Genomic DNA, 14,340 nt, shown 5'->3' with positions numbered 1-14,340 from the left:
TTTAAAGCGTTTAATCAAACACTAAAACACGGTAAACTAACAAGCATGAACGCTTGGTTTACTTGTGAAATAAAATCAAATGAATAAAGATAAAAAACAACTACGTATTGGTATTGTGGCAGGGGAACTGTCGGGCGATATTTTAGGCGAAGGCTTAATAAAAGCGCTTAAGCAACACTTCCCTAATGCTATTTTTGAAGGAATAGCGGGGCCTAAAATGCAAGCGCAGGGCTGTAAAACCTTGTTCGATATGGAAGAGCTTTCGGTAATGGGGCTTGTTGAAGTGTTAGGGCGTTTGCCGCGTTTACTTAAAATTCGTAAACAACTCGTGCAGCACTTTGTTGATAACCCACCTGATGTATATATTGGCATCGATGCTCCCGATTTTAATTTACGAGTAGAAAAGCCGCTTAAAGATGCGGGCATTAAAACGGTGCAATACGTCAGTCCATCGGTATGGGCATGGCGCGAAAAGCGTATTCATACCATAAGTGCAGCGACTAACTTAGTCCTTGCACTATTACCATTTGAAAAAGAATTTTACGATAAACATCAAGTACCGTGTACATTTGTGGGCCATACTTTGGCTGACGATATAGCACTTGAGCACGACGACAGCAAAGCTCGTGAAGAATTAGGTTTAAGCCTTGATGACAAAGTACTGGCATTGCTGCCTGGTAGTCGAGGCTCTGAAGTTGGTTTACTAAGTGAAACTTACATTAAAACGGCTGCAGAACTGCAAGCGCAAAACCCCAATCTTAAAATTGTGGTGCCACTAGTAAACGAAAAACGCAAAGCGCAATTTATCGCTATTTTAAATGCCACAGCACCAAGCCTAAATGTTAACCTGCTTGATGGGCAATCAAAGTTAGCGATGCAAGCTGCCGATGCTATTTTATTAGCGTCGGGTACTGCAACACTAGAAGGTATGCTATATAAAAAACCTATGGTAGTGGGCTATAAAATAAAGCCGTTGAGTTATTGGATTTTTAAAACCTTATTTACCTTTAATATTAAGTACTTTTCGCTGCCTAATTTATTAGCCGACGAAGAGCTAGTGCCTGAGTTTTTACAAAGTGAGTGTAACGTGACTAACTTAACAAACGCGCTTACTCCTATGCTTAACACTAATAACAGAGCGCTAAAAGCACGCTTTTTAGCTATTCACGAAAAAATTAGATTAAATGCCAGCGAACAAGCAGCCAACGCTGTGGCGGAGTTAATAAATGCAAATTGATAGACCCAACGTAGCCTTAATTGCCGGTGTTGACGAAGTAGGGCGCGGCCCACTTGTTGGCGATGTGGTCACTGCCGCCGTTATTTTAGATCCCACTAAACCTATTGCTGGCTTAGCGGATTCTAAAAAATTAACAGATAAAAAACGCCAAGCACTTGCTATTGAAATTAAAGAAAAAGCATTGTGTTACGCCTATGGTCGCTGCAATCCGACAGAGATTGATGAATTAAATATTCTGCACGCAACGATGCTTGCCATGACCCGCGCAGTAGAGGCGTTAAGCACACAACCTGAATTTGTATTTATAGATGGAAACCGCTTACCAAAACTCACTATGCCAGCGCAAGCCGTTGTTAAAGGCGATAGCTTAGTAGCAGAAATTTCAGCCGCATCTATTTTAGCTAAAGTAGCGCGCGATGACGAAATGATTGAACTTGATAAACGCCACCCTGAATATGGCTTTGCAGGGCACAAAGGGTATCCAACTAAAGCGCATTTTGCGGCGCTTGAGCAGTATGGCGCCATTGCGGAGCATCGCAAAAGTTTTAAACCTGTGCAGCGCGTTTTGGCGCAAGCCAATGGTGAGGGCTAAGCATGGCTGCTCCTGATTTTGTTCATTTAAGGGTTCATTCAGACTTTTCGATGGTTGACGGCCTCGCTAAAACAAAGCCGATAGTCGCTAAAGCGCAAGAGCTGCAAATGCCGGCTATTGCGATTACCGATCAAATGAACTTTTGTGGCTTAGTGCGTTTTTATGGCGCAACGCATAACGCCGGTATTAAACCTATTGTGGGTGCTGATTTTTGGGTTCGTAGTCCTGAATTTCCTGACGAGCCAAGCCGCTTAACCATATTAGCCAAAGACAACGACGGCTATAAAAACATTACCTTATTAATATCTAAAGCGTATCAGCGTGGGCATGTGTTTCATCGCCCTGTGATTGACCGAGAATGGCTGGTGAAACACAAAACGGGCTTAATTATTCTCTCAGGCGCTAAAGACGGTGATTTAGGTAAAGCGTTATTAAAAAATAATCCAAGTGTTATTGAATCAGTAGTTAGTTTTTACAAGCAGCATTTTAGCGATAACTACTACCTTGAGCTTGTTCGCACCAATCGCCCTTTAGAAGAAGACTACTTGCACATGGCGGTAGAGCTTTCAGTTAAAGAGCAGTTACCTGTTGTAGCCACCAACGAAGTGGTATTTTTAAAGCCTGAAAACTTTGAAGCGCATGAAATTCGCGTTGCTATTTTTGACGGTTACACACTTGATGATAAACGCAGGCCGAAACGATTCTCTGAAGAACAATACCTAAAAACACCAGAGCAAATGGCTGAGCTGTTTAGCGATATTCCAGAAGCGCTACAAAACACCGTAGAAATAGCTAAACGTTGTAATGTAACGGTTCAATTAGGAACTTACTTTTTACCTGATTACCCAACTGGCTCACTTAAAATTGATGAATTTTTAGTTAAAGTGTCAGAAGATGGTCTTGAAGAGCGACTGCAGTTTTTATTCCCCGATGAAGAAGAGCGAAAAGTAAAACGCGTTGAATACGATGAGCGACTTGATATAGAGCTTGGCGTAATCAACCAAATGGGATTCCCAGGTTACTTCTTAATCGTAATGGAGTTTATTCAGTGGAGTAAAGATAACAATATACCAGTTGGACCTGGTCGTGGTTCAGGTGCGGGTTCGTTAGTTGCATACGCACTTAAAATTACTGACTTGGATCCGCTTGAGTTCGATTTACTTTTTGAGCGATTTTTGAATCCTGAACGTGTATCAATGCCCGATTTCGACGTCGATTTCTGTATGGATAGACGAGACGAAGTAATTGATCACGTGTCGGCTTTGTATGGGCGAAACGCCGTATCGCAAATTATTACCTTTGGTACTATGGCTGCAAAAGCGGTAATACGCGATGTAGGGCGAGTGCTTGGGCATCCTTATGGATTCGTTGATCGTATTTCAAAAATGATTCCAGGCGATCCCGGGATGACACTTGCTAAAGCGTTTGATATAGAGCCACGCTTGCAAGAAGCCTACGATGGCGACAATGAAGTAAAAGATTTAATCGACATGTGTCGCATCCTTGAAGGGTGTACACGTAACGCCGGTAAACATGCGGGTGGCGTAGTGATATCGCCAACCACTATTACCGACTTTGCCGCGCTTTATTGCGATGACGAAGGTAAGTTTCCGGTCACGCAGTTTGATAAAAACGACGTAGAAACCGCAGGCTTAGTTAAGTTCGATTTCTTGGGCTTGCGTACACTGACTATATTGCAGTGGGCGGTCGATATGACCAATGTGCGCATGGAGCGCCAAGGTAAAGATCTCGTTGATATAAATACCATTCCACTGGATGATAAAAAAAGTATCGAGTTACTACTTCGCGCCGAAACGACCGCTGTATTCCAGCTAGAATCGCGCGGTATGAAAGACTTAGTACGCCGTCTAAAGCCCGATTGCTTTGAAGATATGATTGCGCTTGTGGCCTTGTTCCGCCCAGGTCCGCTGCAATCAGGCATGGTAGATAACTTTATCGACCGAAAGTTGGGCCGAGAAGAAATCTCATACCCAGATGCGCAATATCAACACGAAAGCTTAAAACCAATACTTGATCCAACGTACGGTATTATCTTGTATCAAGAACAAGTAATGCAAATTGCGCAAGTATTAGCAGGTTACACGCTCGGTGGTGCCGACATGTTGCGTCGTGCGATGGGTAAGAAAAAACCCGAGGAAATGGCAAAACAGCGTTCAACGTTTGAAGATGGCGCACGAAATAACGGCATTGACGGCGAGCTCGCGATAAAAATCTTCGACTTGGTGGAAAAGTTCGCCGGTTATGGTTTTAACAAATCTCACTCAGCGGCGTACGCACTGGTATCGTATCAAACGTTGTGGATGAAAACGCATCATCCAGCAGAGTTTATGGCTGCGGTAATGTCGGCCGATATGGATAACACCGACAAAATAGTTATTTTGGTGGATGAATGTGAAAACATGAAGCTCACCTTATTGCCACCCGACGTAAACGCTGGCGAATTTAAATTTACAGTAAATCTGCAAGGTGAAATTGTTTACGGCATTGGCGCGATAAAAGGCGTGGGTGAAGCACCGGTTGAAGCTATTTTAGAAGCGCGTGCAAAAGGGGGCCCATTTAAGGATTTATTTGATTTTTGTGCCCGCGTTGACTTAAAACGCTTAAATAAACGTGTTACTGAAAAATTAATTTACTCAGGCGCACTGGATAATTTAGGGCCAGAAAAAACCCAACCTGGGCGTGCTACGTTATTAGCTAGTTTAAAAAGTGCGATGCGTGCGGCCGACCAACACAACAAAGCTGAGTTATTAGGGCAAAGTGATTTGTTTGGTTTATTAGCTACCGAACCTGATGAAGTTGAACAAGCCTTTATTAAAGCCACAGGCCTCACCGATAACGAATGGTTAGATGGCGAAAAAGAAACCCTAGGCCTTTATTTAACAGGGCATCCGATAAATCAGTACCGCCGTGAACTTAAGCATTACACCAGCGGAAAAATAGTTGATTTACAGCCAACTAATCGCGACGTGTTCGCAACGGCCGCTGGTTTAGTGATTGCTTCTAGGGTATTAATTAATAAAAAAGGAAATCGCTGGGCCTTAGTAACTTTAGATGACAAGAGTGCACGCATTGATGTACGCTTGTATTCAGACGAGTTTGAAAAGTACCAAGATATGCTGCAAGTTAATAATATCTTGGTAATATCTGGACAGGTCAGCTTTGATAACTTCTCTGGTGGTATTACAATGACTGCTAGAGAAATAAACACCATAGCTCAAGCGCGTGAAAAACGTATTAAAGCGATTAAAATGACGCTGAACATGGTGCAAGTCGAGGCTGGTTTCTTCGATAAATTACAAAAAGTACTCGAACCATACAAAATGGGAACGTGTCCGATCAAAGTTTATTACCAACGTCCAGATGCGTTGGCGCAATTAACTCTTGGTATCGAATGGTGTGTTACGCCAAGTGACGACTTAATTCATAAGTTATCGCTAATGGCGGCGCAAGATGTAGAACTAGAATTTAACTAATTAGGTAGTTTAGAGCATGAGCCTCAATTATCTTGATTTTGAGCTTCCGATTGCAGAATTAGAAGCAAAAATTGAAGAATTACAAAATATAAGCCGCGCTGGCGAATTAGACCTTGAGTTAGAAGAGGAAGTCAGCAAATTAAAAGAAAAAAGTGCCAAACAAAAACAGGAGATATTTTCTAATTTAGGTGCTTGGCAAGTATCACAGTTAGCACGTCATCCGTTGCGTCCTTACACTCGAGATTATATCGAGCGCATTTTCACGGAATTTGATGAGTTTTCTGGCGATCGTACTTTTGCTAACGATCCTGCTATTTTAGGTGGTATAGCGCGTTTAGATGGCGAACCAGTCATGGTTATCGGCCAACAAAAAGGCCGTGATACGGCTGAAAAAATTAAACGCAATTTTGGTATGCCAAAGCCAGAAGGTTACCGTAAAGCATTACGTTTAATGGAAATGGCTGAGCGTTTCAAAATGCCAATCATGACCTTTATCGACACGCCAGGTGCATACCCAGGTGTTGGCGCTGAAGAACGTGGGCAATCTGAAGCAATCGCGCGTAACTTAAAAGTAATGGCGACACTTAAAGTGCCGACAATATGTACGGTGATTGGTGAAGGCGGTTCAGGTGGTGCATTAGCGATTGGTGTTGGCGACAGAGTTAATATGTTGCAGTACAGCACTTACTCAGTAATTTCGCCTGAAGGTTGTGCGTCTATTCTTTGGAAAAGCGCTGATAAAGCACCGCTTGCAGCAGAAGCAATGGGTGTAACCGCAGAGCGCGTTAAAGAATTAGACTTAATCAACAACTTAGTTGATGAGCCTCTAGGTGGTGCGCACCGCAATTACGATGCTATGGCACGTAATTTAAAAGTTCGCCTTAAACGTGACTTAGCAGACTTACAAGCACTTACGCTTGAGGAAATGCTTGATCAACGTTATAAACGTTTAATGTCGTTTGGCTATTGTTAAGCACATTTAATGTTAAAAAAAGCCGCTTATGCGGCTTTTTTGCTTTAAAATACCCAGAGTTTTTATATTAAAGTGCGCCCATATGCATACATCAGCAATTTATCAGCAATTAAAAAAATCATTAAATAACTATATTGAGCAAGGCAATACTGATTTTACTGTGGCGCTCTCTGGTGGGGTTGATTCTGTGGTGTTGCTGTATTTAATGCGAGCTTTAAAAGCAGATAACCCTGCAATTAATATCTCGGCTATATATGTTAACCATGGCTTGAGTCAGTATGCTGATAATTGGCAAGGCTTTTGTAAAAACGTATGCATTGATCTTGAGGTGCCTTTTGAAGCTGCGAAAGTTGTTATTAAGCCGCAGTCGCGCACCAGCCTTGAAGCCCAAGCACGCGACGCCCGTTACAAAGCACTTGATGAGCAAAGCTCAAAAGGGAGCATTATTTTACTGGGCCAACATTTAAACGACCAAATAGAAACGTTTTTACTGCGCTTAAAGCGAGGTTCTGGTTTAAAAGGGCTTGGTGCTATGCATAAAGCGCGTTTGCTGCAAAGTGGGCGAGTGTGCTTTAGGCCATTGTTAAATGTAACGCGCAGCGATATAGAAGCGTTTGCAGCGCAGTTTAATATTAAGCATATCACTGATGACTCAAACACAGATGAACGTTTTGATCGTAATTTTTTACGCTCAAAAATAGTGCCTGTGTTAGCTGAGCGCTTTAATGGATTTGAGCAATGCACTGCACGAAGCATTGAGCTACTACAGCAACAACAAACTCTACTTGATGAATATACCGAGCTTGATTTAAATAAGTGTGTTAACGAGCATCAAGCACTGTGCATTAGCAAAATAAGCGAATACAGCCCAGCGCGCATTGCAAATATAGTACGTACATGGCTTGCACTATTTACACAAGTGATGCCATCGCAAAAGCAACTTGAGCAAATTATAGATCAAGCAATAAATGCAAAAAACGACGCGCAAATACGTATTGATTTGCTAGATGGTCAAATACGTCGTCATCAAGGGGATTTGTATTTTGTAACACCAAGTGAAGTATTAACAGATGTCGAGCTTAATCATTCAGAGCTAACACTTGCAGACGGGCGCTTATTAATTAAAAGCATCGGTTGCGGACTAAGACCTCCATACTCTAATGAGCAAGTAATAGTGCGCTTTAATTGCAATAGCGCGCGTATAAAACCACTTAAAAAGCCTGGTAGTAATACAGTTAAACATTGGTTTAAGGATGCAAAAATAGCGCCGTGGCTTCGCGCCAGTGTGCCGCTTATTTTTTATAATGATGAATTAGTGCAAGTGGTTGGCTATTTTATAAGTGCTAACCATATTGATGAAAGTGGTATTTTTTGGGAGTGTAAATAAATGAGTAAACAGCCGCATGTTGGTTTATCGTTGATAACTAAAGCGCCAATGGGTATGTTAATTACAGCTATAATTGCAGTTATAGCCAATGTTTTACTTGAGTTGAATGTTATTACCTTAGGTTATGCAATTGCTGGTGGTGCTCTCTCAGCAATGCTCTTATTAGCTTATTGGTTAGGCAAAGGTGGGTTGTTTTTTGTTTTAGGCGTAAGCCTGCCATTGCTGCTGGTTTTATTTACACCGCTTGCTGGAATTACTGCACTGCTTAATTTAGTGAGTGGTTTCTTTTTTGGTTTTTGCGCGGCGTTGGTTGCTTATAAATTATACCAAAGACATTAAATTAATAATCTATTATAGCGACAAAAAAATAGCGCAATAACAAGGCAAAAATTTTTGAATCTAGTTGTTCTATATAAAAAAATTTTAACGACGTTATAGTGCAATTTAATTCGTTAAATTGATCAAAGAATTATGCAGTTTGGTATTAGTCACATTTTTGGCTAAACACGCACCAATAAAAAGCCTAGCGGGGGAAGCTAGGCTTTTTATTGGAAATTGGTTTAGATGCTGCGACTAATAGGCTTTTGCGCAGTTTCTGCCAGACGCTTTTGCTTTGTATAAACCTTTATCGGCACGAGCAAATATCTCATTTTCGCAATCTTTGCTGCTTGCTAATGTAAAGCCAATACTGGTTGTTACTTTATATTGCAACATCATACTTGAGTGCCTAACTAGGCGCATAATACGCTCAGCGATTACTTTATTGGTAGTAAACTCTGGATCTTCAATTAATATTGCAAATTCATCGCCGCCAAATCGAAATACAGAGTCGGTGCCGCGAATACTGCTGCATAAAATCTTAGAAAATTCAATGAGCGTGTCATCGCCAATTTTATGACCAAAGTTATCGTTTACTTGTTTAAAGTTATCTAAATCAAGCAACATAAGGCTGAATGGGCGTTGATAACGTCGGCAATTTTCAAGCTTTTGTAATAAAATGTCATTAAATTGACTACGATTATTTAACCCTGTTAATGCATCTTTTGTCGCGAGTTTTAACACTCGGCTATACATCATTGCATTACGAAGTGGGTAAACAAGGGCGGCGTGCAAAGCCCGTAGTTTTCTTTCAATTACAGCATTAAGCGGATACTGGCTAAAATATATTAGCTGTCCTAAATGCTCTTTGCCAATGCTTAAATCATAAAAATATGGCGTGCTTGTAGTGCTGCTATCTGATGTTTGTGTAGTACCAAGCGTTGATTGAAACTGTAGCCCTGAAAAGTTCAGCAACTTTTTTGCAAACTTTGCATACATAGCCAAAATATCTTCAATGATTAAACTAGTTTGTAATTCAGTAACAAGCTCATGCGTTGCCGTAGGCTCATCTAAACGTGTAGGTTCGGCTGAAAACGGCAAAAAATCACCGCGACCAGTTACACGTTGTGTCAAAATATGGACATTTTCCATTCTATTCTCCCCCGAGGGTGTTGCTTTGCACTTAACAAGCTATTTCTATGCCATATTTTAAAACTGGCTGAAAAACAGATGCTTGCTATATTTAAAGTAAGTTCCACTGTTTAATTAGCGCGAGAGGCCTTACTTGCAGAGTATTAATGTTCAAATTTTTGGCTTATTGGTCGCAGCGGTTCTTTTGGTGTGGTTTTTTAAGCGTATTGGTTTGCCGCCTATTTTGGCGTACTTAGCAACTGGCGTTTTAGCGGGTAGTCATGGTATTGGTTGGATGGCGCAAACGCACGAAATCGACTTTGTGGCCGAGCTTGGTATTGTATTTTTGTTATTTAGTTTAGGGCTCGAATTTTCTATTTCACGTTTAATGGCAATGCGAAATATTGTGTTTGGTTTAGGCTCCTTACAAGTTGTAGTAACCAGTTTTGTGTTTATTATTACGCTGTATAGCTTAAGTTTTAGCTTGCTCACCAGCTTTACCATCGGCGTTATTATGGCGCTTTCTTCTACGGCGGTAGTGGTTAAGTTATTAAAAGAAACAGGGGAGCTTAATCAGCGCCGAGGGCAACTTGCCATCGGCGTGTTGTTATTTCAGGATATCGCGGTTGTTCCTCTGCTTATTATTCTTCCTTTACTTGCCACAAGCGATTCGCAAAGTATTAGTTGGGCGCTCGCTTTTGCTCTTTCTAAGGGCGCATTTGTGTGTTTATTGTTATGGGCAATAGGCAAATGGGTGCTTCCCAAAGTATTTAATGAAATAGCGCTAGTGCGTACTGATGAGTTATTTGTACTTACCACATTATTGGTTGCTTTATTTGCAGCACTTTTAACGTACATGTTTGGCTTATCGATGGCTTTGGGCGCTTTTTTAGCTGGCATGATGCTAGGGGAGAGTCATTATAGGCATCAACTAGAGGCTGATATAAGGCCTTTTCGCGATATTTTAATGGGGTTATTTTTTGTAACTGTAGGTATGCAGCTCGATATCCTTTATGTGCTCAGCAATAGCTTGTTTATTATTGGAGCGTTGCTTGGCTTATTAATTTTAAAAATTGCCGTTGTTGCAATCAGTGCTCAGCTTATGGGAGAGCGAAAGCAAGATGCATTGGCATGTGCAATTATGCTTTGGCAAATGGGTGAGTTTGGCTTTGTGCTTATTGCTTTGGGCAGTCAGCAGCAACTATTAACTAGCGAACAAGCCTCATTTTTAATTGCACTGGGTGTACTTTCAATGGCATTTACACCATTTTTGATTGATAAAACTCCATTTATACTAAAACGTTTAGGTGTACTTGATAGAGCAATCATGGCTTGGGAAAGCGAGCCTAAAAGCAGCACACTTTATAGTAATCATGTCGTTATTTGTGGTTTTTCGAGAGTAGGGCAAACAATTGCACGGTTTTTAAAGCCTGAGGCAATCGAGTACGTTGCTATTGAGAGTAATCCAATACTTGTTCAAGAAGGCAAAGCCGCAGGTGAGCCCGTGATATATGGGCATGTTAAACAAAAAGATATTTTAAAATGTGCCGGTGTAGAACGTGCGCGTCTCGTTATTATTACCTTTACCGAGTTTGAGCAAACACAAGTAGTAATAGATGCCATTAAACAAATAGCGCCCGAAGTTAAAATACTTATACGCACACGAGATGATAGCCAGCTCGAAAAATTAAAAGAATTGGGGGTAACCGAAGTTGTGCCCGAAACGTTAGAAGCAAGCTTAATGCTTGTGTCGCATGTATTATCTATGTCGGGCGTGCCTATGAGTCGAATTGTTAGGCGCGTAAGCAAAGAACGCCGTAACCGCTATCAGTTTTTACAACGTTTTTTTACAGGTGAACATATTGATGGCGATGAAAATAGCAGCGACAGATTAGAATATTTACACGTTATAGCCTTGCCCGATAAAGCATACGCCGTAAATAAAAGTATTAGTGAGCTTAACTTAGCAAAACGAAAAGTGTCGATAAAAGCGTTGCGCAGGCAAGATCGTGAAATTGATGCCCCATCAGATCAAACTTTGTTATTGGCAAACGATATTTTAGTTTTGCAAGGTAAGCCACGTCGTGTTGAGCGGGTAGAGCACTACCTGCTCGACGGAATCGAATAGTTGCTTAGGTTGGGGCGTGTTGACCTTTCGTGATTGATTTTGCAGCAGTACGTTTGGTATTTAGGCAAGACAGAGCCTGTGATGTGTGGTCATTCCACATAAATAGGCGATAACGCAGCATAAATACCAAACATGCGCTGCCCGAAGGATTCTACCTAGGGGCAATTAACTCTTTGTTGCTCGGTTTTTACTTAGCCCACTAGGTTACAAACCTCGCGCCGCGATTAAATCGCCCCTAGATTGAACAAATTTCAATCCACAAAGGTCAACACGCCCTAGTCTAATTCTAAAAATTGGCGTATTTCAGGCAATTTTGCCATGCCATCTTCATAGCCTATTTTCATTAAGTGCTGGGTGTAGCGCTTTTCGAATAATAAGTAACTGGTTAAACTCGATTGCGAATGCTTTTTCACACCGATTATTCTAAGCAGCACTTTAATAGCCCACGGCATATCGTTGTAATACTGCGCTGCAATAGCATTGAAGTTTTGCGAAGGGTTAACTACAAACGCCTCAATTTGTTTAAGTTCTTGATGTTTATCGCGTGCGGGTAATAGCCCTAAGGTGCGGTTTACTCGGCCTAAACGCTCTAAATCCGACTGCATTGTGTCGGTAAATACACTGTCGAGTAAATGCCCTGCAACCGCAGAAAGGCCAGGGTAATGTGCTGAATAACCAGGAGGATGCTGCTCCTTTGGCTCATCTACCCCAATTATAAATATTTTTTCAGCGCCTAAATGAATAGACGGACTAAGCGGAGATAGTTGATGAATAGAGCCATCGCCAAAATAGTGGTTATAAATATTTACGCTTGGAAATACCATTGGAATAGCACTTGATGCCATTAAATGCTCAACGTTAATACGTGTTGCACGTCCTTCTCGTTTAGCGCGTTGCCAAGGTGCTTGCGTATTTGACTGAAAAAATGCCACCGAGTCACCGGTTGTGTAACTGGAGGCTGTGATCGATAACGCATCTAAATAGTTTCGATGTAAGTTACGCTCAATTCGATTTAAGTCTAATATCTCGTTTAATAAGCCACGAAGAGGACGATTATTTAACAAACTCGCAGGTGGGTGGTTAATATGCTCTGATTGAAAACTCGTTAAAATATTACGAGCAATATGACCAAAAACACTTAAAAAGTCGCTTTTGTACACCATAGACGTTGAAAAGTTTTTCCAAACAGATTCAAGTTTCCTCACTGCTAAATGTGCACAAGAAGCGTAACATGCTAATGCAGCAGAGTTAATTGCCCCTGCTGAGGTGCCATTTATAACTCTAAACGGTAATGGCGCGGTGCGTGGCATGCTATGAGCAAGCGCTTTTAGTACGCCAACTTGATAAGCTGCACGAGCGCCGCCACCTGTTAGTAACAAGGCTATTTTGGGTTTTTTTGGATCAACTTGCTTGATTTTCATATTGGTGGTTAAACTGTTCTACGTCTTTACTTTATTTATTAACTGTAAGTCTTTAAGCTAGAAGAATCAAAGGATAACTACTTTTATACTAATTACATTAAATACCAAGGGCTTTAGCGTGTATTTTTCATTCGCTAAACGATTTTGTATTAAATGCCATTAGTATTGTTGGTAGAATGAATTTAATCCACTTAGCGCACTCTAAGTGACACCGCATTTTTATTTTTATGGAGTTCGTATGTCAGATAAACCAGAAGCGTCAGATGTTCAAAAACGTCCACCGAATAACAACCTTCTTTTCGCCGTTATTATTTTAATAGTCGTAGCATGCGCGGCTGCTTTTATATTGCTTAAACCAAACGATGAGCAAGTAACGCGCACCAAAGTCGAGCCGTCAGTTAAAGAACAGCTAATACTGGAACTTAAACCAGAAAATGCTCAAGACGTTGAACAGGGCACACTTTCTGTAAAATCAGATAAACCAGCTGAACTTGAAGTGCCTGCGCAGTCTGTAGCTGAACCTGAGACTGAAACTAAACCAATTGTAAAGCCACTCCCAGCACTTAATGAAAGCGACACGGTTGTTGTAACTAAAATTGACGAGTACTTTAGCGACCCAGTAATGAGTTTAATGGTAACCGACGATGTAATTCGCCGTGGTGTCGTGTTTATAGATAACATTGCCCAAGGCAAAATCGCCAAAAAACATGCACCTGTTATTAAACCAGAAGAGAGTTTTAGCGTAACTGAAGGGGATATTTTAACGATTGATCCTAATAGCTATGAGCGTTATACACCGTATGTAAAAGTATTCACCAGCATGAGTGCAGCTCAAGCCGTGCGTTTGTACGAAGAATATAAACCACTTATTAACAGTGCATACACTGAAATAGGTTACGGCGATGATGAGTTTAATCAAACCCTAACCGACGCAATTGATTTACTACTCGATACGCCAGAGCCCCAGGGCGACTTACCATTACTTCGTAACTCGGTAACATATCAGTATGCATTTTCAGAATGGGAGCAATTACCTGCTGCTCAAAAACAACTTTTACGCATGGGTCCTGAGAACATGAAAAAAGTAAAAGCAGCACTGCGTAATATTAAAGCTCAGTTAGAGAGCAATTAATACGCACAAAAATAGCTAAATGCACCGCGATTGTATATGAAGTATGCAATCGCACTTTCTTTTTAGATTATCCCTTGAATAACAGAGCAAAAGTAGAGATAATCCCCCCGCGCCAACCAAGGCCCTCAATGGTAGTCTTATTGGTCCTCTCGCAACACTAGCAGGCGAACCTGGTCAGGCCCGGAAGGGAGCAGCCACAGTTTGTGACGTGTGTGCCGAGATGTGGCTGGTAAGACTGCCACCCAAATTCCTCATTTGGGTGATATAGCTAAAATCTTATTTAATATTCTTCATAAATATATTCTTTTTAAATTAACGTCCTTAATACTAATTGCATCAAATAAGTGATTTATTTTAGTGCCACTTGCAAAGGGTGATTAGGATGGGTCAACATAATTAATTGAGCTATTTTGAGGTAAGAAAACCTCGTTGATAACAAAGCAAAAATTTCGTTATTTAGTTGTTGAACTAAGCCGCTACGCGGAGATCCTATTCTGACCATTTGAGCCACACTTACCTTGGGGTTA

10 protein-coding genes and 1 other RNA gene are annotated in these 14,340 nt (G+C 41.1%); 9 read left to right on the top strand and 2 right to left on the bottom strand.

Going from position 1 to position 14,340, the window contains the following annotated elements:
* Window positions 1–79 precede the first annotated feature (79 nt).
* The 6 genes from lpxB (at window position 80) to PALI_RS11315 (ending at window position 8,022) form a co-directional block, all read left to right on the top strand.
* The gene (lpxB, locus tag PALI_RS11340) at window positions 80–1,237 is read left to right on the top strand and encodes a lipid-A-disaccharide synthase (protein WP_193155932.1); all 1,158 of its coding nucleotides are present in this window, start codon (window positions 80–82) and stop codon (window positions 1,235–1,237) included.
* Entirely contained in the window at window positions 1,227–1,829 is a 603-nt protein-coding gene (gene rnhB, locus PALI_RS11335; RefSeq protein WP_193155931.1) for a ribonuclease HII, read from the top strand. The genes lpxB and rnhB overlap by 11 nt, the downstream gene beginning before the upstream one ends.
* 2 nt (window positions 1,830–1,831) lie before the next feature.
* The gene (gene dnaE, locus PALI_RS11330; protein ID WP_193155930.1) at window positions 1,832–5,323 is read left to right on the top strand and encodes a DNA polymerase III subunit alpha; all 3,492 of its coding nucleotides are present in this window, start codon (window positions 1,832–1,834) and stop codon (window positions 5,321–5,323) included.
* 16 nt (window positions 5,324–5,339) lie between these two features.
* Entirely contained in the window at window positions 5,340–6,296 is a 957-nt protein-coding gene (gene accA / locus PALI_RS11325; RefSeq protein WP_077537435.1) for an acetyl-CoA carboxylase carboxyl transferase subunit alpha, read from the top strand.
* 82 nt (window positions 6,297–6,378) lie between these two features.
* A complete protein-coding gene (tilS, locus tag PALI_RS11320; protein ID WP_193155929.1) occupies window positions 6,379–7,683 on the top strand; it encodes a tRNA lysidine(34) synthetase TilS in 1,305 nt (434 codons plus the stop codon).
* A complete protein-coding gene (locus PALI_RS11315; RefSeq protein ID WP_193155928.1) occupies window positions 7,684–8,022 on the top strand; it encodes a hypothetical protein in 339 nt (112 codons plus the stop codon).
* A gap of 234 nt (window positions 8,023–8,256) precedes the next feature.
* On the opposite strand, the gene PALI_RS11310 is transcribed toward PALI_RS11315, so the two are convergent.
* Window positions 8,257–9,153: a GGDEF domain-containing protein gene (locus PALI_RS11310; protein ID WP_077537438.1), complete on the bottom strand. Its 897-nt coding sequence runs from the start codon at window positions 9,151–9,153 to the stop codon at window positions 8,257–8,259.
* Between the two features lie 133 nt (window positions 9,154–9,286).
* Here PALI_RS11310 and PALI_RS11305 point away from each other — a divergent pair, with 133 nt between their 5' ends.
* The gene (locus PALI_RS11305) at window positions 9,287–11,260 is read left to right on the top strand and encodes a monovalent cation:proton antiporter-2 (CPA2) family protein (protein ID WP_193155927.1); all 1,974 of its coding nucleotides are present in this window, start codon (window positions 9,287–9,289) and stop codon (window positions 11,258–11,260) included.
* A gap of 275 nt (window positions 11,261–11,535) precedes the next feature.
* On the opposite strand, the gene PALI_RS11300 is transcribed toward PALI_RS11305, so the two are convergent.
* The gene (locus tag PALI_RS11300) at window positions 11,536–12,681 is read right to left on the bottom strand and encodes a patatin-like phospholipase family protein (RefSeq protein ID WP_193155926.1); all 1,146 of its coding nucleotides are present in this window, start codon (window positions 12,679–12,681) and stop codon (window positions 11,536–11,538) included.
* A 238-nt stretch (window positions 12,682–12,919) separates the two neighbouring features.
* Here PALI_RS11300 and PALI_RS11295 point away from each other — a divergent pair, with 238 nt between their 5' ends.
* On the top strand, window positions 12,920–13,813 hold the full coding sequence (locus PALI_RS11295) for a DUF3014 domain-containing protein (RefSeq protein WP_193155925.1): 894 nt from the start codon (window positions 12,920–12,922) through the stop codon (window positions 13,811–13,813).
* Between the two features lie 138 nt (window positions 13,814–13,951).
* Window positions 13,952–14,048: signal recognition particle sRNA small type (ffs, locus tag PALI_RS11290), an RNA gene on the top strand.
* Window positions 14,049–14,340 lie beyond the last annotated feature (292 nt).

Origin of the sequence: Pseudoalteromonas aliena SW19, from assembly GCF_014905615.1 — a bacterium.
Lineage (GTDB): Bacteria > Pseudomonadota > Gammaproteobacteria > Enterobacterales > Alteromonadaceae > Pseudoalteromonas > Pseudoalteromonas aliena.
This window is presented reverse-complemented; position numbering and strand designations above follow the sequence as displayed.